Origin of the sequence: Campylobacter sp. CFSAN093246, from assembly GCF_012889415.1 — a bacterium.
Taxonomy (GTDB): Bacteria; Campylobacterota; Campylobacteria; order Campylobacterales; family Campylobacteraceae; genus Campylobacter_D; species Campylobacter_D jejuni.
Window position 1 is genome coordinate 860460 of record NZ_CP040613.1, and the last position, 24027, is coordinate 884486.

At 31.2% G+C, this 24027-nt stretch carries 19 protein-coding genes and 9 tRNA genes; 9 read left to right on the plus strand and 19 right to left on the minus strand.

Annotated elements, in window-relative coordinates; translation table 11 throughout:
• Positions 1-10 precede the first annotated feature (10 nt).
• The gene (locus FBE87_RS04485) at positions 11-565 is read right to left on the minus strand and encodes a chemotaxis protein CheB (RefSeq protein ID WP_002853263.1); all 555 of its coding nucleotides are present in this window, start codon (positions 563-565) and stop codon (positions 11-13) included.
• 166 nt (positions 566-731) lie between these two features.
• Here FBE87_RS04485 and rpiB point away from each other — a divergent pair, with 166 nt between their 5' ends.
• From rpiB to ychF, 6 genes are read left to right on the plus strand one after another with little or no spacing between them, the layout of a single operon-like run.
• Complete coding sequence (rpiB, locus tag FBE87_RS04490; RefSeq protein WP_002853308.1) at positions 732-1169, plus strand: ribose 5-phosphate isomerase B; 438 nt, start codon at positions 732-734, stop codon at positions 1167-1169.
• The gene (locus FBE87_RS04495; RefSeq protein WP_002853247.1) at positions 1169-1501 is read left to right on the plus strand and encodes a membrane protein; all 333 of its coding nucleotides are present in this window, start codon (positions 1169-1171) and stop codon (positions 1499-1501) included. Before rpiB ends, FBE87_RS04495 begins: the two co-directional genes overlap by 1 nt.
• Positions 1498-2046 (plus strand): adenine phosphoribosyltransferase, encoded by a 549-nt coding sequence (apt, locus tag FBE87_RS04500; RefSeq protein ID WP_052846097.1) that lies wholly within the window; start codon positions 1498-1500, stop codon positions 2044-2046. Before FBE87_RS04495 ends, apt begins: the two co-directional genes overlap by 4 nt.
• An 18-nt stretch (positions 2047-2064) precedes the next feature.
• Positions 2065-2661: a DedA family protein gene (locus tag FBE87_RS04505; RefSeq protein WP_002854047.1), complete on the plus strand. Its 597-nt coding sequence runs from the start codon at positions 2065-2067 to the stop codon at positions 2659-2661.
• Positions 2658-4109 (plus strand): leucyl aminopeptidase, encoded by a 1452-nt coding sequence (locus tag FBE87_RS04510; protein WP_002873205.1) that lies wholly within the window; start codon positions 2658-2660, stop codon positions 4107-4109. Before FBE87_RS04505 ends, FBE87_RS04510 begins: the two co-directional genes overlap by 4 nt.
• On the plus strand, positions 4106-5209 hold the full coding sequence (gene ychF, locus FBE87_RS04515) for a redox-regulated ATPase YchF (protein ID WP_100626328.1): 1104 nt from the start codon (positions 4106-4108) through the stop codon (positions 5207-5209). The genes FBE87_RS04510 and ychF overlap by 4 nt, the downstream gene beginning before the upstream one ends.
• Before the next feature lie 21 nt (positions 5210-5230).
• On the opposite strand, the gene argH is transcribed toward ychF, so the two are convergent.
• The 5 genes from argH to FBE87_RS04540 are packed head-to-tail and all read right to left on the minus strand — an operon-like array spanning position 5231 to position 12728.
• Complete coding sequence (gene argH / locus FBE87_RS04520; RefSeq protein ID WP_002870278.1) at positions 5231-6613, minus strand: argininosuccinate lyase; 1383 nt, start codon at positions 6611-6613, stop codon at positions 5231-5233.
• A gap of 9 nt (positions 6614-6622) precedes the next feature.
• Positions 6623-8197, minus strand: a complete 1575-nt coding sequence (gene pckA, locus FBE87_RS04525) for a phosphoenolpyruvate carboxykinase (ATP) (protein ID WP_100626327.1) — start codon at positions 8195-8197, stop codon at positions 6623-6625.
• Between the two features lie 12 nt (positions 8198-8209).
• Positions 8210-10009 carry a biotin/lipoyl-containing protein gene (locus FBE87_RS04530; protein WP_100626326.1) on the minus strand — a complete coding sequence of 600 codons (1800 nt, stop codon included), beginning with the start codon at positions 10007-10009 and terminating at the stop codon, positions 8210-8212.
• Between the two features lie 31 nt (positions 10010-10040).
• Positions 10041-11381: a sodium-dependent transporter gene (locus tag FBE87_RS04535; protein WP_168977227.1), complete on the minus strand. Its 1341-nt coding sequence runs from the start codon at positions 11379-11381 to the stop codon at positions 10041-10043.
• A 12-nt stretch (positions 11382-11393) separates the two neighbouring features.
• Complete coding sequence (locus FBE87_RS04540) at positions 11394-12728, minus strand: sodium-dependent transporter (RefSeq protein ID WP_002858451.1); 1335 nt, start codon at positions 12726-12728, stop codon at positions 11394-11396.
• A 232-nt stretch (positions 12729-12960) separates the two neighbouring features.
• Between FBE87_RS04540 and FBE87_RS04545 the strand changes: the two genes are divergently transcribed.
• The 3 genes from FBE87_RS04545 (at position 12961) to FBE87_RS04555 (ending at position 14527) form a co-directional block, all read left to right on the plus strand.
• Positions 12961-13299 (plus strand): F0F1 ATP synthase subunit C, encoded by a 339-nt coding sequence (locus FBE87_RS04545; protein ID WP_002860554.1) that lies wholly within the window; start codon positions 12961-12963, stop codon positions 13297-13299.
• A 35-nt stretch (positions 13300-13334) separates the two neighbouring features.
• Positions 13335-13420, plus strand: a tRNA-Leu gene (locus FBE87_RS04550).
• 195 nt (positions 13421-13615) lie between these two features.
• Complete coding sequence (locus FBE87_RS04555; RefSeq protein WP_002853271.1) at positions 13616-14527, plus strand: AEC family transporter; 912 nt, start codon at positions 13616-13618, stop codon at positions 14525-14527.
• A gap of 7 nt (positions 14528-14534) precedes the next feature.
• Here the strand turns inward: FBE87_RS04555 and FBE87_RS04560 are convergent, their stop codons facing one another.
• From FBE87_RS04560 to secA, 13 genes are all read right to left on the minus strand, one after another.
• Entirely contained in the window at positions 14535-18047 is a 3513-nt protein-coding gene (locus tag FBE87_RS04560) for an acyl-[ACP]--phospholipid O-acyltransferase (protein ID WP_165433095.1), read from the minus strand.
• 44 nt (positions 18048-18091) lie between these two features.
• Positions 18092-18472, minus strand: a complete 381-nt coding sequence (locus tag FBE87_RS04565) for a hypothetical protein (protein ID WP_100621150.1) — start codon at positions 18470-18472, stop codon at positions 18092-18094.
• 66 nt (positions 18473-18538) lie between these two features.
• Positions 18539-18615: transfer RNA gene (locus FBE87_RS04570), tRNA-Asp, on the minus strand.
• A gap of 51 nt (positions 18616-18666) precedes the next feature.
• A tRNA-Val gene (locus FBE87_RS04575) sits at positions 18667-18742 on the minus strand.
• A 6-nt stretch (positions 18743-18748) separates the two neighbouring features.
• A tRNA-Arg gene (locus FBE87_RS04580) sits at positions 18749-18824 on the minus strand.
• 19 nt (positions 18825-18843) lie between these two features.
• Positions 18844-18919 (minus strand) — tRNA-Lys (locus tag FBE87_RS04585).
• A 4-nt stretch (positions 18920-18923) separates the two neighbouring features.
• Positions 18924-19000 (minus strand) — tRNA-Asp (locus tag FBE87_RS04590).
• 51 nt (positions 19001-19051) lie between these two features.
• Positions 19052-19127, minus strand: a tRNA-Val gene (locus FBE87_RS04595).
• Between the two features lie 51 nt (positions 19128-19178).
• Positions 19179-19254 (minus strand) — tRNA-Val (locus tag FBE87_RS04600).
• 7 nt (positions 19255-19261) lie between these two features.
• A tRNA-Lys gene (locus FBE87_RS04605) sits at positions 19262-19337 on the minus strand.
• 61 nt (positions 19338-19398) lie between these two features.
• The gene (locus tag FBE87_RS04610) at positions 19399-20184 is read right to left on the minus strand and encodes an amino acid ABC transporter permease (RefSeq protein ID WP_002853310.1); all 786 of its coding nucleotides are present in this window, start codon (positions 20182-20184) and stop codon (positions 19399-19401) included.
• A 22-nt stretch (positions 20185-20206) separates the two neighbouring features.
• Positions 20207-21412 carry an ABC transporter permease gene (locus tag FBE87_RS04615; RefSeq protein ID WP_002853329.1) on the minus strand — a complete coding sequence of 402 codons (1206 nt, stop codon included), beginning with the start codon at positions 21410-21412 and terminating at the stop codon, positions 20207-20209.
• On the minus strand, positions 21409-23997 hold the full coding sequence (gene secA, locus FBE87_RS04620) for a preprotein translocase subunit SecA (RefSeq protein WP_002875435.1): 2589 nt from the start codon (positions 23995-23997) through the stop codon (positions 21409-21411). The genes FBE87_RS04615 and secA overlap by 4 nt, the downstream gene beginning before the upstream one ends.
• Positions 23998-24027: the final 30 nt, after the last annotated feature.

Here is a 24027-nt window from a genome sequence, read left to right on the forward strand (position 1 = left end):
TTTCCTTTTATTAATCCTGATCAATAAAATTTACAATTTCTTTTTTAATTTCTTTTAAGCTCATAGGTTTTAAATGCGGATTCATATCTTTTGCTCTTTTTGGCATACCATAAACGACGCTATCTGCTTCATTCTCACATAAACATCTAACTCCTGTTTTATAAAGCTCAAATAAACCTTTTGCGCCATCATCTCCCATGCCCGTTAAAATAATAGCAAGTATTTTATTTGTTTTTGCCAAAGAAACAGCGGAATGAAAAAGTAAATCCACACTCGGTTTAAAGCTTGAAGCCACATCTTGCCAAGCGGCTACAATATTTAAATTTCCAGATAAAATAGTATTTTTAGGGCAAATATAAATTTTATTGCTTAATATCTCTTTATCGTTCAATAAGCACACTTCACTAAAAGCTTCTTTATTAAATTGCCCCACAAAAGATGGAATAAAACTGGCACTCATGTGCTGAGCTATAACTACACAAGTATTTTTTACATCAATATCCTTTAAAAGAAATTTAAGCTGATTAGGACCACCTGTTGAAGATCCTATGAGTATGAGCTTCACTTTCTTCTCCTCTTAATTTATTGAAATTTTATTTTTCTTGTCACATGATTCTAACATATATAAAGAAAAATAAAGCTTATTTTTAAAACAAAGAAAAGCTGTTTTTATGATTTAATATGATAAGATTAGGTTTTTATCTTATTTTATATAGTAATTTAGGAAACCAATGCTTAGGGAAAAAATTTATATTGCTAGTGATCATGCTGGTTTTGAATTAAAAGAAAAAATTTGCGTATTTTTAAAAGAAAAAAATATAATTTTTAACGATTTAGGAACAAACACTTGCGCAAGCTGCGATTATCCTGATTATGCGCATTTACTTGCCGAAAAAATAAACAAACGGAGCTTTGGCATTCTTATTTGTGGAAGTGGAATTGGAATTTCTATTGCAGCAAATCGTCATAAAAACATTCGTTGTGCATTATGCCACGAAAGCTTAAGTGCAGAACTTGCAAGAAGGCATAATGATGCCAATGTTTTGGCATTAGGCGGAAGATTAATTGGGGTTGAATTAGCTATAGATATTATAGAAAAATTCATTCAAACTCCTTTTGAAGAAGGGAGACATATGCAAAGAATTCAAAAAATTGAGGTAAAAATATAATGTTTACAAACTGGCTTGTTTTAACTATATTGATTTGTGCAACTATCTATCTTATTGTAATGTTGTTTTACTATAAAACTCTACTTAATAAAGAAAAAACATCAAAAGATTTTATCAAAAACAATCTTGATGATACTGAGATTGTCATTAGAAAACTACAAATTCAACTTCAAAGAAGCCTTGGAAATATAGATATACTCACAGAAGAGCTTAATAAAATCAAAGCAGACCTTACATCTTTAAGAACCAGAAATTCTCAATATCGCTTGGAAAATGACAAACTAAGACAAAGAATTAAAGAATTAGAAGCAAAAATCGAGGCATTATTATGATAAAACTAACACAAGAAGAAAAAAAATATCTGCTTGATAGCATTAGGATTATTCCTGATTTTCCAAAAAAAGGAATTATTTTTAGAGATATCACCACTCTACTAAATAACAAAGAAGCTTTAAATTTTCTACTTAGACATTTAAAAGAACGCTACAAAGATTACAATCTAGACTTCATAGCAGGAACAGAAAGCAGAGGATTTATCTTTGCATCTATGATTTGTGCAAAACTTAATCTTCCTTTTGTGCCTATTAGAAAACCTGGAAAACTCCCTTTTGAAACCTTTAGCTGCGAATACGATCTTGAATATGGCAGCGATAAAGTAGAACTTCATAAAGATGCATTTAAAAATATTCAAAATGCAAGAGTTTTACTTGTAGATGATTTAATAGCAACTGGCGGAACAGCTATAGCTTCATATGAACTCATTCAAAAAGCTGGAGCTAAATGTGTTGAAGCTTGTTTTTTAATGAATCTTAAAGATTTAAATGGAGCAAATAAACTTGAAAAACTTACTTCAGTTTATAGTATTTTAGAAATTTAAAACTATAGAAAGGTACAAATGGAAGAATTTTTAAAAAATTTACTTTACCAATACAAAGATCTAGCTTATATTATTATTTTTTTATGGTGCATTTTAGAAGGAGAGTTAGCTTTAATTTTAGCAGGTATTTTTGCTCATCAAGGACATGTAAATTTAGGTTTTGTTATATTTATAGCAGGACTTGGTGGTTTTGTAGGTGATCAAATTTATTTCTATATAGGAAGATATAATAAACGCTACATACAAAAAAAATTAAAAACTCAAAGGCGTAAATTTGCAGTAGCACACCTACTTTTACAACGTTTTGGTTGGCCTATTATTTTTATACAACGCTATATGTATGGTTTTAGAACCATTATACCTATGAGTATAGGAATCACGCGTTATAGTGCAAAAAAATTTGCTATTATCAATCTTTTTAGTGCTTGGGTTTGGGCATCAATCACTATACTTTTAGCTTGGTATTTTGGAGAACAAATTTGGAAGATGGTGACTTGGGCTGAAGAACATTGGTATTATGCAGCCATTATTATTATAGCTTTTTTATCCCTTTTATTATTTGGTTTTAAACAAATGGAAAAAGCTATACTTAAAGATAAAAGGAAAAAATCATGAAATTTGAATTAAACGATAAAAAACTAGATGCTATAAAAGCAGACTTTGAACTTGTTTTTATACAGGATAAAAATTTAAAAATTTTTAACAAAGAAAAAGATTTTTTTAAACTTAATAATTACAAAGGCGAAGGTGCATTATTAGACTTAAACAATAAAAAGCTTTATTTAGAGCTTAAAAGTCTTGCTTATGAGGATATAAGATTAAGTCTTTGCACAGCATATAAAACTCTTGAGAAACTTAATATTAAAAGCGTAAAACTTCCTAGCATAATAGGAGATTGTGTAGTTAGAAGTTTTGCATCTTTAGTTGAAGGCGTACTTTTTGGAGCTTATAAATTTGACAAATATAAAAGCGAGAAAAAAACAAGTACTTTGGAAAAATTTATTATTTCAAGCGAAGAATTAAATGGTAAGAAATTTAATAAAGATGAAGCTAAGATAGGTTTAGAGCGTGGAGAAATTTTAGCTAATGCTACAAATTTTACTAAAAATATAGTCAATGAAATTCCTGAAATTTACACCCCTTTAAAAATGGCAGAAGATGCGCAAAATTTAGCTAAAGAAAATAAAAACATTATTTGTAAAATTTATGATGAAAAATTCTTAGCCAAAGAAAAAATGAATGCCTTTTTAGCGGTAAATCGCGCCTCGATACACCCACCACGCCTCATTCATCTAAGCTATAAAGCCAAAAATGCAAAAAAACGTGTTGTATTTGTTGGAAAAGGCTTAACTTACGATAGCGGTGGATTAAGCTTAAAACCAGCTGATTTTATGCTTACAATGAAAGCTGATAAAAGCGGTGCAGCAGCAGTAATGGGAATCATAAAAGCCGTGGCTGAACTTGCTTTAGATTTAGAAGTGCATTGCATTTTGGGCGCAACTGAAAATATGATAGGCGGCAATGCTTATAAGCCTGATGATGTGTTAATCAGTCGTGAAGGTGTAAGCATAGAGGTAAGAAATACAGATGCAGAAGGACGCTTGGTTTTAGCTGATTGTCTTTCTTTTGCACAGGATTTAAAACCTGATTTACTTATCGATATGGCAACTCTTACTGGAGCTTGTGTTGTAGGACTTGGAGAATTTACAAGTGCTATTATGGGAAATAATGAGGAATTGCAAAATGATTTTTATCTAAGCTCTAAAAAAAGCGGAGAATATACCACAATCTTACATTTCAACCCTCACTTAAGAGAACTTATAAAATCAAATATTGCCGATGTTAGTAATACTGCCTCTAGTCGCTACGGAGGTGCAATTACCGCAGGGTTATTTTTAGATAAATTTATTCGTAAAGAATATAAAGATAAATGGCTACATCTTGACATAGCAGGACCTGCTTATACAGAAAAATCTTGGGGATATTCTAGTTTTGGCGCAGGTGGAGCTGGAGTTAGAATGTGTGTTAATTATTTAATTCAAATTTTAAGGAAAGCTAAATGAGTTTAAGCGTAGGTATAGTAGGACTTCCAAATGTTGGCAAATCAACAACTTTTAATGCTTTAACTAAAGCACAAAATGCCCAAAGTGCAAACTATCCTTTCTGCACCATAGAGCCTAATAAAGCCATGGTTGAAGTTCCTGATTTAAGACTTAATGAACTTGCTAAAATAGTAAAACCTGAAAGAATTATGCATTCTTTAATAGAATTTGTAGATATCGCTGGACTTGTTAAAGGCGCAAGTAAAGGCGAAGGCTTGGGAAATAAATTTCTTTCAAATATACGTGAAACTGAGGTTATTTTGCATATAGTACGTTGTTTTGATGAAGAAAATATTACCCATGTTGAAGGTGGAGTTGATCCTTTACGTGATGTAGAAATTATCAATACAGAGCTTATTTTAGCAGATATTGAGCAACTGAGTAAAAAAATAGAAAAACTCACCAAAGAAGCCAAAGCCAATCAAAAGGGTGCCAAAGAAAGTCTCGAACTTGCAAATTCCTTACTTGATCATTTAGACAAAGGCTTAGCTGCAAGTTCTTATCCTGAAAAGGAAAGTGAAATTTATCAAGCCCTAATCAAGGAATTAAGACTGCTTTCTGCTAAAGAGGTGATTTATGGTGCAAATGTTGATGAAAATGGTATTAGTGAAGATAATGATTATGTAAAAGCTTTAAAAGAATATGCTAAAAAAAATGATCATGAAGTTATCAAGCTTTGTGCAAAAATCGAAGAAGAATTAGTAGGATTAAGCGATGAAGAAAGTCATGAATTTTTAAGCTCTCTAGGAGTTAACGAAAGCGGTCTTGATCAAATCATACGCACTGCTTTTGCTAAGCTTGGACTGATCAGTTATTTTACCGCTGGTGTAGTTGAAGTGCGTTCTTGGACAATCAAAAAAGGTTGGAAAGCACCAAAAGCAGCAAGTGTGATTCATAATGACTTTGAAAAAGGCTTTATAAAAGCTGAAGTTATTTCCTATGAAGACTATATCCAATACAAAGGCGAAAATGGCGCCAAAGAAGCAGGAAAGCTACGCCTTGAAGGAAAAGACTATATCGTTTTAGACGGCGATGTAATGCACTTTAGATTCAATGTTTAGGCAAAATAGCCTAAACAATATTTATAAATTTTGAATAAAACCTTCCAAAATTTGAATTTGCTTTTCTACGCTTGCAATAGAACTTGAGCCTTCACTTTGCTTAGAATTTAAAGAAAATTCAAAATTTAAAAGTTCCATAGCTTTTTCATCAAATACAGGATCTATTTTTGAAAGATCTTTAATTTCACTTATATCAATACCTTGTGCTTCAGCTTGTGCAACAACATTTCCCACTATAAAATGTGCTTTTCTAAAAGGAATATTTTTTTCACGCACCAAATAATCTGCCAAATCGGTAGCCAATAAATGACCTTTTTTACAAGCATTAAGCATATTTTCTTTATTAATTTGTATTTCTTTTAGCATTGCATTTAAGATGATTAAGCTATCTTTAGCGGTTTTTACACTATCAAAAATCCCTTCTTTATCTTCTTGCATATCTTTATTATAAGCTAAAGGTAAAGCTTTCATTATAGTTAAAAGAGAAATCAAATTTCCATAAACACGCCCTGTTTTTCCACGTATAAGCTCACAAACATCAGGATTTTTTTTCTGAGGCATAATAGAACTTCCTGTTGAAAAGCTATCACTTATAGTTATAAAAGAAAACTCCGAACTTGAAAATAAGATCATTTCTTCGCAAAGTCTTGATGTGTGCGTAAAAATAACTGCTATATCATAAAGCAAATCAAGAGCAAAATCCCTATCACTCACTCCATCCATAGCATTTAGCATAATATCTTTAAATCCTAAAATTTCAGCACTCAACTCACGATTGGTTCTATAGCTTGTTCCTGCACATGCACAAGATCCAAGTGGCGAAAAGTCTGCGAGTTCTAGGCTATTTTGCAAACGCTTAATATCTCGCATTAACATAAAAGCATAAGCTAAAATATAAAAAGAAAAACTCACAGGCTGAGCGTGCTGTAAATGTGTAAAACTTGGCATAATAGTTTTTTTATGCACTTTAGCATGTTCGAGCATGGTTTGAATCAATTCTTTTAAAAGCTTTATAAGTTCAATATGAGATTTTTTGACAAAAAGTTTAAAATCAGTAGCCACTTGATCATTTCTACTTCTTGCAGTATGAAGTCTTCCACCAATTTCACTACCTATAATCTCGCTTAAACGCTTTTCTACGGCCATATGAATATCTTCATCTTTAATATCAAAAATAAATTTACCTTGCTCTATTTCACTTCTAACCTGCTCTAAACCTTTTATAATAGCATCTAATTCTTCTTTTTTTAAAATACCACAACTTTCAAGCATTGTAGCGTGTGCTATAGAACCTTGTATATCTTCATTGAACAAAGTTTTATCTACATTTAAACTTGCATTAAATTCTTTTAAAAGCTCATCACTTGCATCACTAAAACGTCCTGACCACATTTCATTTTTCATTTAAATGCCTTAAATTTTTGGTCCAAATTTGCTAAATTCAATGCCTTCTTTGACATCTTCATAACGTTTAAAATTTTGTATAAACATATGTGCTAATTTATCTCTTGTTGCAATATAAGCATTTTTATCTAACCAAGTATTTATAGGATTTAAAAGTACACTTTCTACACCTTCTAAAGCTTTTGGAATAGCTAAATCAAACACTTCAAAATTTTCAAATTCGCATTTTGTAATACTTCCATCTAGAATAGCATTAATGCAAGCCCTAGTAGCCTTAATGCTCATTCTTTTACCCACACCGTAGCTTCCGCCACTCCAACCCGTATTAACAAGATAAACATTAACTTCATGTTTTTCAATCTTTTCACCAAGCAATCTCGCATAAACCGTTGGATGTAAAGGCATAAAAGGTTCTCCAAAACAAGCTGAAAAAGTTGCTTGAGGCTCTGTTATACCGCGCTCAGTTCCAGCTACTTTTGCTGTATAGCCACTTAAAAAATAATACATAGCCTGCTCTTTGCTTAGTTTGCTCACCGGGGGTAAAATTCCAAAAGCATCTGCACTTAAAAATATAATATTTTTTGGATGCCCTGCTTTTAGACTAGGCTCATGATTTTCAATATGCTCTATAGGATAAGAAACTCTCGTGTTTTCTGTTTTTGAGGCATCAGCATAATCAACACTCTTATCAGCTCTTAAAACTACATTTTCTAAAAGTGCATTTCTTTTAATGGCTCCATAAATTTCAGGCTCATATTCAGGATCAAGATTGATTGTTTTTGCATAGCAACCGCCCTCAAAATTAAACACACCTTCATCATCCCAGCCATGCTCATCATCACCTATGAGTCTTCTTTTTGGATCGGTTGAAAGCGTAGTTTTTCCTGTACCGCTAAGTCCAAAGAAAAGTGCCACATCGTCTTTTTCTCCGACATTTGCACTACAATGCATAGAAAGTTTATTTTCTAGTGGCAACCAATAATTCATCATAGAAAAAATACCTTTTTTCATTTCTCCACCATACCAAGTTCCACCAATAACCGCTATATTTTCTTCAACATTAAAGATCACAAAAACCTCTGAATTTAAACCATCTTGTTTGTAATCTTCATTGATGCATTTGCAAGCATTATAAACAATAAAATCTGCTTTAAAATTCTCAAGTTCCTCTTGACTTGGGCGAATAAACATATTTTTAACAAAATGCGCTTGCCATGCAATTTCAGTAACAAATCTTACTGCTTTGCGACTTTGCAAAGAAGCACCGCAAAAAACATCTTGAACATAAATTTTCTTTCCGCTTAATTCTTGCTTTGCTTTAGTTAAAAGTTTATCAAATAATTCTTTTGTAATAGGCTGATTTACCTTTCCCCAAGCTATATATTTACTAGATGGATCTTGTTTTACAAAATATTTATCTTTAGGACTTCTACCTGTAAAAATCCCTGTATCTACACAAAAAGTATCATTATCCGTGCTTAAACCTTCATTATTTGCTTTTTCATGAGCATTTAATTCATCATAACTTAAATTATGAAAAATTTCCTTTATATTATTCAAACCTAACTTATCAAATTTTTTCATTTTTCCCTCACTTTAATTCTTGTAAATAGCTAATACTTCGCCTTCATTAACAGTATCACCTATTTTAATACAAAGCTCTAAAATAATTCCATCTTTTGGGGCATTAACCTCAATCTCCATCTTCATTGCTTCTAAAACCATGATAGCTTGACCTGATTTTACTTCCTCACCTTCGTTAACATAAATTTTAAAGACATTACCTGAAATACCTGCTAAAATTTCATTTTCAGCATCGACAGAACTTGTTGAATTTGAAGAAATAATATTTTTATTTTCTTCTACTTTTTTTACACTCTTAACATTAACATCTTTATCAAAACCATAACTCACTTCCACATGATATTTATTACCATTTACAGCTACAGTAAATTTGTTTTCATCTACACTCATAGGCTTTGGCATGCTAGCTAATTTGCGTATATTTACCTTTGCCTCTCCTTTTAAAAATGCTATACCTTTTTCTTTACAAGCTGCTGCAATAAATATATTTTCTTCACTCGTTTCTATACCCTCTTTTTCAAGCAAGGTTTTAGTATAAGCTATGCTTTTACTCTCATCTTTATCGGCTATATTAATAGCAAGCTCTGTAGTGGGTTCTAAATTAAGTTGTTTTGAAGCAAGTTCAACAATGTTTGCATCGGGTGTAACTGGAGTTTTTCCAAAATAACCAAGCACCATTTTTCCATAACCTTCTGCGATTTTTTTCCAAGGCCCAAACATAACATTATTAAATGCTTGTTGAAAATAAAATTGAGAAACTGGAGTAACCGAAGTACCAAATCCACCTTTTTCCACAACTTCTCTCATAGCATGAATGACCTGTGGAAATTTATCTAAAATATTATTATCCCTCATCATTTGTGTATTTGCTGTTAAAGCTCCTCCTGGCATAGGAGAAAAAGGAATAAGTGGATTTACCATAGTAGCTTCAGGTGGTAAAAAATACTCTTTTAAACAATCTTTTAAAACTTCTTCGTATCTTAAAATTTTTTCTTCTTCAAGTCCACCTAAATCATAATCTTTGCCTTTTAAAGCATGCATCATGGTTAAAATATCAGGCTGAGAAGTTCCACCACTTACAGGAGCTGCAGCCAAATCAATACCATCAACCCCTGCTTCAAGCGCTGCAAGATAGCAAGCTATACTCACCCCTGCGGTTTCATGCGTATGAAGTCTAATATGTGTATCTTGAGGTAAAATTTTTCTAGCTATTTTAATGGTTTTATAAATTTTATTTGGATTAGAAGTTCCACTTGCATCTTTGAAACAAATACTATGAAAAGGAATTTCTGCTGTTAAAATTTCTTTTAAAATTTTTTCATAAAAAGGCACATCATGAGCACCTTTGCAATTTGACGGTAAATCCATTAAAGTAATAGTAATTTCATGCTTTAACCCATGTTTTACTATACATTCACCACTAAATTTTAAATTATTTACATCATTAAGGGCATCAAAATTTCTTATCGTTGTAGTACCGTGTTTTGCAAAAAGTTTTGCATGCAAATCAATAAGTTCACTATTTCCAGTATCTAAAGTAACGGTATTGACTCCTCTTGCTAAAGTTTGAAGATTAACATCTTTTCCTACAATAGCCCTAAATCTATCCATCATGGTAAAAGCATCTTCATTAAGATAAAAATACAAGCTTTGAAATCTAGCACCACCACCAAATTCAAAATGAGTAATACCCGCTTCTTTTGCTGCTTCTACCGCAGGAAAAAAATCATCCATTAAAACCCTAGCTCCATAAACAGACTGAAAACCGTCCCTAAAGCTTGTATCCATTACATCGATGAATTTTTTAGCCATTATTTTTCCTTAAAAAAATATTTTTTCATTATTATACAAAAATTTGATAACACATTACCAAAATTATTGCTATAGGCGATATAAAACGAATAAAAAACAACCAAATTAAGAAAATTTTTCGACTTATAAATTTAGAAAAAATTTTATAAATTTGTTTTTTATTCATAAAAAAACCTACAAATATAGAGCATACTATAGCACCAAGTGGAAGTAAAAAATTTGAAGTTAATTTATCTAATAAAGTAAAAAAATCTTTGCCAAAAAAACTAAACATAGAAAAAAAATTTAAATTTAATGACAAGATACAACAAATTCCAAAAACAAAAACAAATAAACCTATTAAAAATAGAGCTTTAACACGAGAAATTTGATAGTTATTAATCATATAAAAAGTTAAAGGTTCTATCATTGAAATAGCTGAAGTAATACCAGCAAAAAAAAGTGCTAAGAAAAAACAAAATGCAAAAATATAGCCTAAAGCTCCAAGTTGATTAAACAAACTCATCAAGGATACAAAAACAATTCCTGCTCCTTGAGTATGCGGATCGGCTCCAAATTCAAAGATAAAAGTAAAAACAATAAGTCCCATAATAAAAGAAATCAATAAATTAATCAAAACAATATACACTGAACTTTTTATAAAATTTGTTTTTTTATCCAAGGCCGATGAATATGTAACTATACAACCTATTCCCAAGCATAAGGTAAAAAATGCAAGCCCTAAAGCTTCGCCAATAGAGCTGAATTTAAAATGTGAAAAATCGGGATAAAATAAATAAGAAAAAGCATTTGCAAAACCTTGCTTAAATCCCATGCAATAAAACAACATAAAAACAAGCATTAAAAACAAGCTAGGCATTATAACAACGTTTAATTTTTCAATCCCTTTGATTAAACCTTTAGATACTATCAATAAAGTAAGAAAAAAAGATAAAGTGAAGAAAAAAACAGAACTTGTCAAATTTGTAGTAATTACATTCTGAAAATTACTTACTGCTTCATCTAAAGTTTTAGGAAGATAATAAAGACTCACTACAGTATATTTTAAAACCCATCCCATGATAACTAGATAAAAAGAGAGGATAAAAATACCACCTAACATAAAAACGCCGCCATATCGCCATCTATTGCCATATTTTATGGCAAGATTTGAATAAGCATTTGCAAGATCACTTTTACTTAAACGTCCCATAGCCACTTCAGCCAAAAAAATACTAAATCCTATAGTTAAAGTAAAAAACAAATATAAAAGCACAAAAACAAAACCACCATTTTCTGCGCTTAAAGTTGGAAATTTCCAAGCATTACCTAAACCAACGGCTCCACCAGCAACAGCCAATACAAAACCGATTTTTGAAAAATATGTTCTCATTATTTTTCAAACTCACTTTAAAAAAGCGGCTATCATAACTATAACAACAGCCAAAGGGGAAATAAATCTCAAAAACACATACCAAAGTTCAAAAAATATACCCCTCATATAAGGTTTAAATAAAATTTTTAAAGCTTCTTTTTTCATCACAAATCCCACAAAAATAGCTGCCAAAATTCCACCTAAAGGCATAATAACCTTGCTTGAAACACTATCAAGCAAATCAAAAAAACTCATTCCAAAAAATCCAAACTGAGTACTTTTTAAAGAAGATAAAATACACAACATTCCTAAAATATAAACAACAATTCCTATTAAAATCAAAGCTTTTTTACGGCTCATACCAAAAGTATTAATAAGGTAAAAAGTGAAAGGCTCTATCATTGAAACAGCTGAAGTAATACCAGCAAAGATTAAAGAAATAAAAAACGCTGCTCCAAAAATACAACCAATCACTCCAATTTTTTCAAATAAAGTAGCTAAGGAAATAAAAACAAGTCCTGGTCCTTGCTGATTAGGATTGTAACCAAATTCAAAGATAAAAGTAAAAACAACCAAACCCATTAATAAACCAACTAAAAGATTGATAAAAATAATATTTAAAGTACTGGTAATAAAATTAGTTTTATCAGGCAGACTAGCAGAATAAGTAATAATCGTTCCAACGCCCAAAGAAAGACTAAAAAAAGCAAGTCCTAAGGCTTCAAGAACGTTTGAAGTGTTGATTTTGGAAAAATCAGGTACAAAAAGAAATTTAACCGCCATTATAAAACCATCTTTGCTAATAGCATAAACAAGCATCAAAATAAGTAAAATAAACAATGAAGGCATCATCCAAACATTTAACTTTTCAATCCCATTCTTAACACCTTTAGAAACAATATAAAAAACACATAAAAAAACCAAAGTAAAACAAATAAACTGACTTAAAAAATCCTCACTTATAAAAAATCCAAACTGTGCTTTACTTACTTCTAGATCCATAGGCAAATTTCCAGTGATACTTAAAAACACATATTTAACTATCCAGCCAATCACCAAGGTATAAAAAGAAACTATTAAAATCGCCCCCACCATAGTAAAACCAACATAAGACCAAGCTTTTTTATTTGAAGGTGCTAACTTTTCATAGGCATTAACCGGATCTTTTTCACTAATTTTTCCTATGCTAAGCTCAGCTAAAAATATCACAAAACCTACACCTAAAGTAAGAATTATATAAAGCAAGATAAAAGCAGATCCACCACTTTGACCTACTAGTGTTGGAAATTTCCAAGCATTACCCAAGCCCACCGCTGAACCTGCTACCGCTAAAATGAAACCTATTTTTGAAAATTTAGAACTCAATGTTGCAACCTTAACTTAAAAATTATTTTAAAATATTATTAAAGCAAAAAAACTTTTAAGCTTTATTGAAAACAATCAAATTTAAATCAAAAATGTGAATTTTTGTAAATTTCAATAAAAATAAAGATACCTTTGGTTATAATTCGGCTTTATTTTTAAGTCTTAAGTAGGGATACGCAAGCCGAACTGATTTAAAAATTGAAAAAAATTTTTTTATAGAAAGGTTAAGATAATGAAAAAAGTTCTTTTTTTATTATTAGCATGTGCAGCAGTAGCTTTTGCAGCTGAAATTAATGCTCCAGTAGAGCAAGAAGCTATTAATGTATGGATTAAAGCATTTTCAGTTCTTGCAGCAGGCTTAGGTCTTGGTGTTGCAGCACTTGGTGGTGCTATCGGTATGGGTAATACTGCAGCGGCAACAATTGCAGGAACAGCTAGAAACCCTGGTCTTGGGCCAAAATTAATGACAACTATGTTTATCGCTTTAGCGATGATTGAAGCACAAGTTATCTATGCTCTTGTTATCGCGCTAATAGCACTTTACGCAAATCCTTTTATAGTTTTACAATAAAACTTATTAAAGCCCTTTTTTGGGCTTTTTTCTATGCGGTTATGGTGGAATTGGTAGACACGCCATCTTGAGGGGGTGGTGCGCTCCGCGTGTGCGAGTTCAAATCTCGCTAACCGCACCATTATTTAAAATTATAATCATTCAACTTAAAATACTAACTATTCAAAATCAAATTTCAACTTACAATTTCTTAAAGTTACAAAAAATAAAAAATATTGGTTTTTTAAAAAACTTAAAAAATATTAAGATTTTTTTTAAGTATAAAGAATATAATTCTATCCGTTTTCAAAAACCATCCCTTAAAAAGGATTACTCAATGTTTGTTTTTATACCATTATTTACAATTTTTATTTTACTTGCAGGCGGATATTTTGCCAAAAGAATTGGCGTTTTGAAGCAAAAACAAGCTAGAACTTTTTTAGATTTTGCTATTATTTTTGCTTTACCTTGTTTGATTTTCGATAAAGCATATCATTTAAATTTTGATTTTTCATTGATTATTTTTATTTTTATTGGATTGTTTAGCTGTATACTAGCAGCTTTTTTTGCTATTCTTATTGGAAAAGTTTTTCATTTTTCTAAAGTAACTTTAGTCAGTATGTTTTTGCTTTCTTGTTTTGGAAATACTATATTTGTGGGTATGCCTATTGTTGCTGGTATATTTAATGACCCACAATTTAGCGCTGAAGTTATATTTTACGATGCTTTAGCCACAACTTTACCTATATCACTTTTTGGACCTTTTATACTTTCTTTGGGAAATGGAGAAAAAGTCAGTTTGCTTGCTAATGTTAAAAAAATTCTTAGTTTTCCACCTTTTTTAGCTTTGCTTTTTGGTTTTTTGTGTAAATTGATTACTTTACCTGAATTTATTTTCTCTCCTATTCGTTTATTTGGTGCCTCTGCAACCCCTGTTGCACTTTTTGCTATAGGTTTAGGACTTGGCTTTATGGCGATTAAAACCTCTTACAAACCTACAATAGTTGTCATCTTTGCTAAAATGATTTTAGCTCCTTTATTTTTTGTATTTTGTTTAAAAATATTTAATTTGGAATTAAAAGATTCTACCATCGTTGCTATTATAGAAAGTGCAGCTCCTACTATGACTTTAGCAGGAGCTATGGTAATGAAAGCTAAACTAGATAGTAATTTAGCCGTAAGTGCTGTAGCCTTTGGAGTTCTTTTTGCTTTTGTTTCTATGCCAATTTTAATTTGGACTTTGTTATAAGCTCAAATTATATGGCTAAATTTTTAGCTAATTCTTTAACTTTTTTAAGATCAACTTTTCCTGAACCTAGGAGGGGAATTTTTTCTATTTGAAAATAATATCTAGGTTTAAAAAGTGTAGGTATATTAGAATTTTTTATAGCCTCACATACTCCTTCAAAAATTTCATTATTGCATTCTATGAGTAAAACAATTTGTTCCCCTTTTTTCTCATCTTCTAAAGATGTGGCACAAAATTTAACCACTTCAGTGTCTATAAATTTGGCAATTTCTTCTTCTATTGCACCCAAAGAAATCATCTCTCCGCCAATTTTTGCAAAGCGAGAATAACGATCGACAATATATAAAAAACCATCTTCATCCAAATGTCCCTTATCTCCCGTGTTGTACCATCTTATGCCATCAATTTCTTTAACCACTTCATCGGTTTTTTCTTTGTCATTAAGATAGCCTACCATAACTTGATGACCGCCTATAAGTATGAGTCCATCTTCATTTGTTTTTAAATTTTCATAATTATTTGGATCAACAATACGTACCGCAGTTCCAGGTAGAGGCATTCCTACGCTTCCTTCTTTATTGGCACGATGTATAAGCCAATAATCCACATCAAAATGATTTGGTAAATTTACACTCACCACAGGCGTGGTTTCCGTAGCCCCGTAACCTTCAAAAATGCTTTTTTTAAACTTCATTTCAAAAGTAGTTCTTACTTCATTTTTTAGTTTTTCAGCGCCCGATACAACTATTCTTAAACTTTCAAACATTAAAGCATCAAGCTTTTTATTTCTTGCATAAATTCCTAAAAAGGTTGAAGTTCCACACATAATAGTGACATTATTTTTAGCAACAGCTTTGGCAACCCCTAAGGCATCGGTTGGATCTGAAAAAGTGATGCTTTTAATACCTTCAAGCAAAGGCAAAAATGTAGTTACGGTAAGTCCAAAAGCATGAAAAGGTGGTAAAGATGAGAGAATGACATCATTATTTCTTGTGCAAAGCACATCAGAAATTTGTGCTATATTGCTTAAAATATTACGGTTATTGAGCATAACACCTTTTGGAGAACCTTCACTTCCACTACTAAATAAAATAGCTGCGATGGCAAGATTGTTTTTTGAAGGAGTGAAGATGCTTTTGAGTATAAAACTAGGTATAATACTAACTGCTAGCATCATGCTAAAAATTTTAGTTTTTTGCATTTTAAAATCTTCTACAATATCTTCAAAATAAATTAAATGTATATTTGTATCGAAATTTAGGTTTATACCTTTATTTGCTAATTTTTCTAAAAAAGTTTTAGAAGTATAAATTTGTGAAATTTGCGCATTTTTTATAGCTGCTTTTAGAGCTTTTTCTCCAGCAGTGAAATTAAGATTTACTGCAATTTTTTCTGCGATTAAAACAGATAGATTGGTTAAAGAACTTGCAAAAGAAGCAGGTAGTAAAATTCCTATAGCTTCCTCTTTAGGAGCGTAACTTCCACGCTGAAGGTTAATGTTCAACTCTTTGGATTTTCTTTTAATAAAAAAATTAAGAAATAAACTAAGAGTCAACATTTTTCTATAAGAAATATCTCCAGCTAGTGTATCGATAATAGCTATTTGATTTAGATTTTTTTTAGCTGTATCTATCCAAGCTCTTGCTATAGTATGCATAGCTTCGCATTGTGATTTCCAAGCCATAAAAGAAAGTTCAAAAACTTTAGCTTTAACTTCATCTTTTTTAGAATGCAAAGGCATAGCTTTACCAAAAGCTATAGCAATTTTTCTTTTATTTAAAGTGCGGTTTCTTGCTGAAAATTCTTCATCACTTCTTGAAAAAGCGCTACCCCAAAGCCCTCTTATATAAAAAGGAATAATTTTTCCATCATCTTCACTTAAACATTCACAAGCTAATTCAAATCCTGCTTTAAATTCATTTAATTGCCCATGTCGCGAAAGTGTACCTTCAGGAAATAAGCAAACTAAATTACCTTCTTTAATATGCTTTGCTATCAGTTCTAAACTCGTCTTACTTCCTGTACTTGATACAGGAATAATACCAAATTTATCAAGAAAAATTTTAATATACCATTTAGAATAAATACTTCTTTCCATAACAAAATAAATTTTTCTTGGAATTGCCATTTGTACAACAGCCCAATCAATAAAAGAAATATGATTACCCAAAAGTAAAGCTCCACCTTTTTCTGGTATATTTTCAAAACCTTCCACAAGTAAACGGTATCGTTGTAAAAAAGCTATGCTTAAAAGTATACGCACTAAAGAAAAGGGGAGTTTTAAAAGTATGTAAAAACTTCCTATAAAGGTTACCAAAGCAATAAAATAAAACAAATAAATCACATTGATTTCAAATTTTACAAATAAAGTTGCCAAGAGCAAAAATCCCAACATGGCAATATTTTGAAAAAAATTATTTCCTGCAAGAATTTGTCCTAATTCATTTTCTTTAGCATGAAATTGGATTAAAGTATTTAAAGGAATGATAAAAAGAGCTCCGCAAAATCCAAAAAAGAAAAATAAAAAACTATAACTTAATAAACTTATAAAATAAGGCATTAAAAAAACCATTAAAAACATACCCGATGCACCAAGTGGAATAAGTCCAAGTTCTATATATTTTTTTGAAAATTTACCAGCTACTAAAGAGCCTAAAATCACTCCTATACCAGAAAAAGCGAGTGAAATTTGCACATAAAAAGTATTTTCTATGAAAAGTTCATTTTTGGCAAAGACAGGAAAGCTGACAAGATAAAGTTGAGATATAGCCCAAAAAAATGAAATTCCAATTATGCAAAACCAAATAGTTTTATTTTTAAAAACAAGCTTAAGATTATTTATTAGAAGTTTTCCATGAATATAGTCTTTTTTATTAAAAACTAAATCTTTATTTGTTTGTTTGAGCTTAGGTAAACGACATGCAAAAAATACTTCGATACAAGAAAATAAAATTAGCACAATTCCTAAAGGTGCTACTTCTTTTAAAATTTCATCTGTTTGATTATACATAGAACTATAAAGACTTTCAAAGCTTAAAGAAAATAAAGCCATTCCCGCTAAGATTGCCACAATGCTTACCGCATTAATTACACCATTACCCATAGCAAGAAAGTCTTTTCCTACGAGTTCTTTAATAAAACCGTATTTACTTGGTGAATAAATCGCTGCTTGTGCTCCCATTATAAAAGTAAAAATAAAAGCCATCCAAAAAGCACCGCTATAGTAACAAATGCAAATTATTAAAGTGAGTATAACATTGAAAATTGCTGAAATTTTCATTACAATATTTTTTGGATATTTATCCGCTAAAAAACCCGAAGGAGAAAGCATAAGAATAAAAGGAAGTAAAATCAAAGCATTAACTATAGCATTTAAAAATAACTGCTCACTTCCTTCATAGGCCTTATAAATAGTATTTTGAATAATAATTTTATGTCCCAAATCCACAAAAGCATTGATGAATGCTATAAGTAAAAAAGGAATTAATCCGTAAATTTTCAAAAAAGATTTTTTTTGCATTATTTAAACCTCGTCAATTAGCGCTTATTTTACAAAAGAATTTATCAGTTTTTAGGAAAATTATCTATATTATCTTTTAAAATAATTCCATCGATTTTTAATTTATAAAATTTTTTAAAATTCTCTAATTTATCAACAATCATTAAAACCTTACTATCAAAAACATAAAATTCTGCAACCTTACTAGCAAATTTTGCAAGTTTTTTATCATTACAAAGCAAAAACTTAGCTCCTAAAGCATTGGCTAAAAATATCTCATCTTTATTTTGAACTAAAATAGCAAATTCAAAATCATTTTGACTTAAATAAGAAATCAATTTTTCATCATAAACAATACAATAAACTTTATTATCTTTAACTTCTTCAACACTTTCAATAAAAGAAAAATCTAAATTTTTTAATAATTTATGTCCAATAATAAGCATTTTTTTCCTTAGCTCTATTTTTTATTATTTTGTAAATTATACTTATAAAATTGTTACCAAGCAAGATGGCGCAGCGGACGGGGCTCGAACCCGCGACCTCCGCCGTGACAGGGCGGCATTCTAACCAGCTGAACTACCGCTGCATCCAAAGTAAAGAAGTAGAGATTATAAAACCTATTTATGATTTTATAAAATGGTGGTCACTATAAGACTCGAACTTATGACATCCACCTTGTAAGGGTGGCGCTCTACCAACTGAGCTAAGCGACCTATGATTGGCGACCCCTAGAGGATTTGAACCTCTGTTTCCACACAGAGAGAGTGTTGTCCTGGGCCACTAGACGAAAGGGTCATAACCCTAACAATAAAAATGGTGTCCCGTGTTGGATTCGAACCAACGGCCCCCTCCTTAAAAGGGAGATGCTCTACCGGCTGAGCTAACGAGACAATATGGCGCAGCGGACGGGGCTCGAACCCGCGACCTCCGCCGTGACAGGGCGGCATTCTAACCAGCTGAACTACCGCTGCATCCAAAGTAAAGAAGTAGAGATTATAAAACCTATTTATGATTTTATAAAATGGTGGTCACTATAAGACTCGAACTTATGACATCCACCTTGTAAGGGTGGCGCTCTACCAACTGAGCTAAGCGACCTTCCAAAGTAAAGAAGTAGAGATTATAAAACCTATTTATGATTTTATAAAATGGTGGTCACTATAAGACTCGAACTTATGACATCCACCTTGTAAGGGTGGCGCTCTACCAACTGAGCTAAGCGACCTTTATAATGGTGTCCCGTGTTGGATTCGAACCAACGGCCCCCTCCTTAAAAGGGAGATGCTCTACCGGCTGAGCTAACGAGACATTTTCTGAAATAAAAATGTGATTATGCCAAAATTAGCTCTATTTGTCAAGCTTTTTTAAATCATTTTTGGCATTTTCTCTCCAAATAACGAGAAAATATACTTATAGGTAAAGTCAAAACAAGATATGTAATAGCCAAAATTACATAAGCTTCAAGAGTAGCAAAAGTATAAGAATTTATCTCTTGCGCACTTTGGGTTAATTCATTTACAGCAATAACGCTTAATAAGGAACTATCTTTAATTAAATTTGCAAATTGTCCACTCAGCGGTGCTAAAATATTTTTTAAAGCTTGGGGAAAAATTACATACGCAAAAACCTGCATCTCTTTTAACCCTAAAGCCCTAGCGCTCTCAAGCTGAGATATAGAAATACTTAAAATTCCAGCTCTAAATATTTCAGCTAAGTAAGCAGCAGAAAAACATGATAAAATAATAACTCCAGCCACATATCGATTATCAAGTCCTAAATTATTTGCAATGATATAATATATCAATAATACCTGCACTAGTAAAGGGGTTCCTCTGACAAGCTCTATGTAAAATGTAGATAAAAATCTTAAAAAAACAATCGAACTTAAAGAAAAAGCACAAAAAACTCCACCCAAAATTATACTCAACAATAAAGAAAAAAAACTGATTATTAAAGTATTTAAAAAACCTTGAAGAAATTTTTCTTTATAGGTTGCAATTGCGCTAAAATCAAAATGATAAGCACTTATACTAAAACTACAATAACAAAACAATATTAAAAATAAAATCAAAAGAATTAAATTAGTGATTATTTTTGACTTTGATAGAGGTTTTAAAGGTTTAAAATTCTTATTTTTTTGAGTAAACAAAGACAATAAAAATCTCCAAAATTACAATTTATTCATTTCTTAAAGTATCTAAAATATTAATTTGAGTTGCTTTTTTTGCAGGATAAAAAGATGATAAAGCTATGATTATTAAAGCACCCACAATGGTTAAAGAAAAATCCATTAAAGACAAATCAAGTGGTAATTTACTGGTTCCATAAACATCAACAGGTAAAGTTACAATATCAAAATTTCCCAAAAGCCATAAAGCAAAAAATGCAAGTACCACACCCACTATCATACCACCACCACCAATAAGCATACCTAAGGCAAAAAAACTCTTTTTTACCTCATTTTTGCTTGCACCTAGAGCAAGTAAAAGTGCTATTTCACTGCGACGATTCATTACTATCATCAATAAAGAACTTACTATATTTAAACTTGCAACCAAAATAATAAGCATCAACACTATAAAAAGCGCTCTTTTTTCAAGTTCTAAGGCTGAAAAAAAATTTTTATTTTGCTCCCACCAACCCACCACAGCATAATCATCTTTTAAATAAGATTTAATTTTTTCAACATCCTTAAAAGCATTATCGCTATATACATGAATTCCATCATAATTTGGATTTTTAGGTATTCCAAGTACTTTTTTCAATGCATCAACATCTGTGTACATATAAGCTTTATCATAAAATGCAAGCCCTGAAGTAAAACGCGCTTTAACATCAAAACGTTTAGTTTGCGGTACTAAAGAAAAACCACTAGGATTAAGATTTGAAAAAATAAGTGAAAGTTTGTCATTTTTATGCAAACCAAATTCATCAGTAAGTGCTGATCCTACAAGTATATCAAAACCACTTAAATTCTCATCCTTTAAAGCTTTAGCAACCACTTCGTTTATTTTTTTTTCATCATTAAAATTAACGCCAAAAAGCACACCACCTTCAAAACGATTATCTCCCTTTACAACAACTTGAGTGCTTAAATAAGGGCTAAATAACAAATTTGGAAATGTTTTTCTTAACTCATCTATAAATTCATCATTTACAGGAGCGTAGAATTTAGGCAAAATAGTAATAGGATAATTCATCACAAAAAAGCGTTTTTCAAATTCTTTATCAAAACCATTCATAATTGCCATAGCTACAAGCAAAACGCAAAGTCCTACACAAACTCCTAAAAAGGCCAAAAGCATAGAAAGATTGATAAAGGGTTGCTCTTTATCAAATCTTAAATACTTAAAAAGTAAATATTTTAAAACGCTTTTATTCAAGCTAAAATTCCTTGCTTAGGACCACTTTTTCCATGGCATTCTTTAAATTTTTTTCCACTTCCGCAAGGACAAGGAGCATTGCGTGGAACTTTTTTAAATTCAGCTTCGCCAAGATTATCTTCGCTTGCGCCCATTTCTACTGAGCTTTGAAGTAGCTTTTCATTTTCTTCATTGGCTTTATTTTCTAAATTTTGCGCCTCTTCTTGATTAAATTGCACGCTAAAAAGTAGTTTAATACTATCAAATTTAATACGATTGACCAACTCCAAGAAAAGATTATAACTTTCTTTCTTATATTCCACAAGAGGATCTTTTTGATTGTATCCACGAAGTCCTATTCCTGTTTTTAAAATATCCATTTGATACAAATGCTCTCTCCAAGCATTATCCAAAACTTGCAAATATAAAATACGCTCTATATTACGCAATTCTTTAATCTCAAGTCTTAACATCTTTTCATTATAAGAATTTTCAAGAATTTGACTTAGCTTGTCTTGCATTTCAATGACGCTTAAATTCTCAAAATCTTTTTCACTAATCTGAGTTGAACATTCATACAAAATTTTTGCTTTCAAATTTTCAAAATTTACATTAGAACCGCTTTCGTCAAGCATATAATCATTCATTACATTTGCGCTATATTCAGCGATATTTTGAGAAATTTTAGCTCTAATATCATAGTTTTCATCTAAAAGCTCATTACGATAACGATAAATAGTTTTTCTTTGTTCATTTGCTACATCATCGTATTCTAACAAATGCTTTCTGCTTTCAAAATGCAAGCTTTCAACTTTTTTTTGCGCATTTTCAACCGCTCTTGTAACGATTCTTGATTCTATGCTTTCGCCCTCTTCTATGCCCAAGCGATCCATAATACTTTTAATACGATCCCCACCAAAAATTCTTAAAAGATTATCTTCTAAACTTAGATAAAAACGACTTATTCCAGGATCACCCTGCCTTCCTGCACGACCACGAAGTTGATTATCAATACGGCGGCTTTCATGTCTTTCTGTACCGATGATATAAAGCCCACCCAAAGCCCTAATCTCATCATCGATTTTTATATCCACGCCACGACCTGCCATATTTGTAGCGATAGTTACAGCACCTTTTTTACCTGCATCTTGGATAATCAAAGCTTCTTGCTCGTGATTTTTAGCATTTAAAACATGATGAGGGATTTTCTCTTTTACAAGCATATTGTGAAAAACTTCACTGCGCTCTATACTTGCGGTTCCTACAAGTACAGGCTGACCTTTAGCATTGGCTTTTTTAATCTCTTCAATTACAGCTTTGAATTTTTCATTTTGAGTTTTATAGATAAGATCATCTTTATCTTGTCTTTTAATAGGAATATTTGTCGGTATAGAAATAACATCTAAACTATAAATTTGAGAAAATTCAGTCGCTTCTGTTTGTGCAGTTCCTGTCATACCTGCAAGTTTATTGTACATTCTAAAATAATTTTGAAAAGTAATATCTGCTAGAGTTTGGCTTTCTTCTTGAATTTTTACATTTTCTTTAGCTTCTAAAGCTTGATGCAATCCTTCGCTAAAACGACGTCCTTCGCTTAAACGCCCTGTAAATTCATCAACAATGATAACTTCATTATTTCTTAAAACATAATGCACATCTTTTTCAAAAAGATTATGTGCTTTTAAGGCTTGATCAAGCTGATGAGCTAAGATAGCATTATCAAGACTGTATAAATTTTCTACGCCAAAAAGTTTTTCAGCCTTAGCAATACCTGCTTCTGTAATTAAAATATTACGATTTTTCTCATCTACTACAAAATCACCCTCAGGTTTTGCAGGGGGTAAAACTGCTTCACCTTTTTGCATTTGTTTAGCTACTTCATTGGCTTTAATATAACCATCTAAAGTACGATTTGTAGGACCACTGATGATAAGCGGAGTTCTTGCCTCATCAATTAAAATACTATCTACTTCATCTACGATAACAAAATTATGCTCTCTTTGAACTTTTTCAGCTTTTGAAAATTTCATATTATCACGCAAATAATCAAAACCAAACTCATTATTGGTTCCATAAGTAATATCACAATCATAAGCTTGCTTGTGTTCTATATCACTATTTTGAGAAGAAAGCACCACGCCAACACTAAAACCTAAAAAATTATAAATCGCACTCATTTGCTCAGCATCTCTTTTGGCTAGATAATCATTTACTGTAACGACATGTACGCCTTTGCCACTCATGGCATTTAAAACAACAGGTAAGGTTGCTACAAGAGTTTTACCTTCTCCTGTTTTCATTTCTGCGATTTTTCCATCGTGCAAAACCATACCACCGATTAACTGCACATCAAAATGACGCATATTTAAAGTTCTCTTACCTGTCTCTCTGACTATAGCAAAAACATCATTTAAAACATCATTTTCGTTTTTTTCTCCGCTTAAAATTTGCTCTTTAAATTTTGCAAATTCGGCTTTTAATTCATCATCGCTTAAATTTTGATAGTTGCCTTCTAAAGCATTGATTTGTGCTACACGCTTGAAATATTTCTTAACTTCACGATCATTTTTTGTGCCAAACACGGCTTTTAAAGTATTTAAAAACATTTTTAAACCTTTATAAATTTTTCAAACTAT

Coding starts and splice junctions, on each gene's coding strand:
- FBE87_RS04545 (WP_002860554.1), top strand. CDS start 12,961: ATGAAAAAAGTTCTTTTTTTATTATTAGCATGTGCAGCAGTAGCTTTT.
- FBE87_RS04505 (WP_002854047.1), top strand. CDS start 2,065: ATGGAAGAATTTTTAAAAAATTTACTTTACCAATACAAAGATCTAGCT.
- FBE87_RS04495 (WP_002853247.1), top strand. CDS start 1,169: ATGTTTACAAACTGGCTTGTTTTAACTATATTGATTTGTGCAACTATC.
- pckA (WP_100626327.1), bottom strand. CDS start 8,197: ATGAAAAAATTTGATAAGTTAGGTTTGAATAATATAAAGGAAATTTTT.
- secA (WP_002875435.1), bottom strand. CDS start 23,997: ATGTTTTTAAATACTTTAAAAGCCGTGTTTGGCACAAAAAATGATCGT.
- rpiB (WP_002853308.1), top strand. CDS start 732: ATGCTTAGGGAAAAAATTTATATTGCTAGTGATCATGCTGGTTTTGAA.
- ychF (WP_100626328.1), top strand. CDS start 4,106: ATGAGTTTAAGCGTAGGTATAGTAGGACTTCCAAATGTTGGCAAATCA.
- FBE87_RS04555 (WP_002853271.1), top strand. CDS start 13,616: ATGTTTGTTTTTATACCATTATTTACAATTTTTATTTTACTTGCAGGC.
- FBE87_RS04535 (WP_168977227.1), bottom strand. CDS start 11,381: ATGAGAACATATTTTTCAAAAATCGGTTTTGTATTGGCTGTTGCTGGT.
- FBE87_RS04560 (WP_165433095.1), bottom strand. CDS start 18,047: ATGCAAAAAAAATCTTTTTTGAAAATTTACGGATTAATTCCTTTTTTA.
- FBE87_RS04565 (WP_100621150.1), bottom strand. CDS start 18,472: ATGCTTATTATTGGACATAAATTATTAAAAAATTTAGATTTTTCTTTT.
- FBE87_RS04510 (WP_002873205.1), top strand. CDS start 2,658: ATGAAATTTGAATTAAACGATAAAAAACTAGATGCTATAAAAGCAGAC.
- argH (WP_002870278.1), bottom strand. CDS start 6,613: ATGAAAAATGAAATGTGGTCAGGACGTTTTAGTGATGCAAGTGATGAG.
- FBE87_RS04530 (WP_100626326.1), bottom strand. CDS start 10,009: ATGGCTAAAAAATTCATCGATGTAATGGATACAAGCTTTAGGGACGGT.
- apt (WP_052846097.1), top strand. CDS start 1,498: ATGATAAAACTAACACAAGAAGAAAAAAAATATCTGCTTGATAGCATT.